Origin of the sequence: Streptomyces sp. NPDC032161 (assembly GCF_040636995.1) — a bacterium.
Taxonomy (GTDB): domain Bacteria; phylum Actinomycetota; class Actinomycetes; order Streptomycetales; family Streptomycetaceae; genus Streptomyces.
Map to the genome: position 1 here is coordinate 1 of NZ_JBEZVN010000116.1, position 1,663 is coordinate 1,663.

General features: G+C 72.0%; 1 protein-coding gene. It reads right to left on the reverse strand.

Features of this window, described 5'->3' with window-relative positions; translation table 11 throughout:
• Positions 1-1,663: lantibiotic dehydratase (locus AB0E67_RS36450; protein WP_362035157.1), on the reverse strand; the 1,663-nt coding region annotated here is incomplete at both ends.

The following is a 1,663-nucleotide window of genomic DNA, read 5'->3' on the forward strand; positions in this document are numbered from 1 at the left end:
CCGCGAACCCCAGATCCCCACCCCTGAACCGCCACGACTCCCGGCACACCACCAACCTGTCCACCGCCACCCGCGGCACATGGTCCGCGTCGGGGCGGAGCGCGAAGCGGTCCATGACGCGGTTGGTGAGGGCGTGGCTGAAGACGTCCAGCACGTCGAACTCGCTGCCGTCCGGCAGGACGGCCGTCAGCCGGCCGTCGCGGTCGGCCACGGTGACCTCGGCGCTGAGCACGGTGCGGTCCCGGTGCGGGTCGGCGGTGTGGTCGGCGACGGCGACGAAGTAGTCCTCCGGGCGGTCCAGGGCGGGGCGGCTGCGCGCCGACCACTTCAGCGGCAGCTCCTTGGGCAGCATCGGCATCAGCCGGGGCCCGGGGAAGTCGCGGCTGGTCTCGGCGAGCAGCTCCTCGACGGCCGGGTGCTGGTTGACGAAGAGTGAGGCGGCCACGGTGTTCATGGCGATGTGCAGTTCGCCCAGGACGAGTTCGAAGTCGCCCCGCTCGACCGCCGCGGCGTCCTTGGCCATGATGAGCACGTCGGGGCTGACGTAGCGGGAGAGCGACCAGCCGTCGCGCGGGCCGTCGAACTCCTCACGGACCCGGTCGGCGATGTCCGCCGAGGACAGTTGCACCCGGCGAGCGCCTTCGGGGGCGTCGATGATCCGGGCCCAGCGCTCGCGCAGTTCGGCGCCGATCCGGTCCGCCTCCGGCATGGACGCGGCGTGCGGGGCCGGCAGGCAGGCGAACCAGAGCGAGGCGAGATCGGTGGTCGGCCGGTCGCCGCGCACCTGGTCGAAGCTCTCGCGGATCCGGGCGCGCATGGACTCCGCGTACCGGCTGGTGAGCCAGCCCACGGCCGTCAGGCACAGGGAGAGCGGGGTCAGTTCGTCCAGGACGGCGGTGCTGAGCCGGGCGGTGGCGGAGCGTCGGGTGTCGGAGTAGACGAGCGACCGGTTCGGTGCGGTGCGGGTGCCCTTGGCGCGCTGGGAGGCGGTGTCGGTGATCCGGGTGAAGTCCTCCTCCAGCGCGGCGAGCGCCTCGCACAGCGCACCGGCGTCACGACCGGCCGCCTGCACCCGGTCCCGTCCCCGCTCCAGCACCTCCAACGGCTCCAGCGCACCACGCCGCAGCACCGGATCACCCACCCGCTCCAGAACCGTCCGCAACTCCCGGTCCGGACAGGCACCGGAGGGGACCTCCAGCCGCCAGGTCACCCAGCGGCGGCGGATCAGCTCACGCAGGCGCTCCTCGGTCCGCTCGACGGGGAGGGTGAGGTCGCGGGCGAGGTCGCCGAGGGTGCGGCGGCCGTCGATCAGCTCCAGCAGCGGCAGCAGTTCGGCCGGTACGGGCTGTTCGGGCCGCCCCGGAAGCTGTACGACGGCGCCGTCGGCACGTCGGTCGAGGCGTGCGAACGGTGTACGGCGCGGGGGGATCCAGGCCATCAGCCGTTCGTCGGCCGACAACGTCCTGGCCAGCGCGTCGATCGACCAACTCGAGAAGAACACCGACGACGACTCCGTCAGCCCCTCCCCCGGATCGATCTCCACTCCACCCACCGAACGATCGATACGGCCCCAACCCACCGGACCGAAGAACCCGATCGTGTCGTTCTTCACACAGAACCGCTGCCAGTAATGCGCCACCAACTCCTCACGCTGACGCGGCAT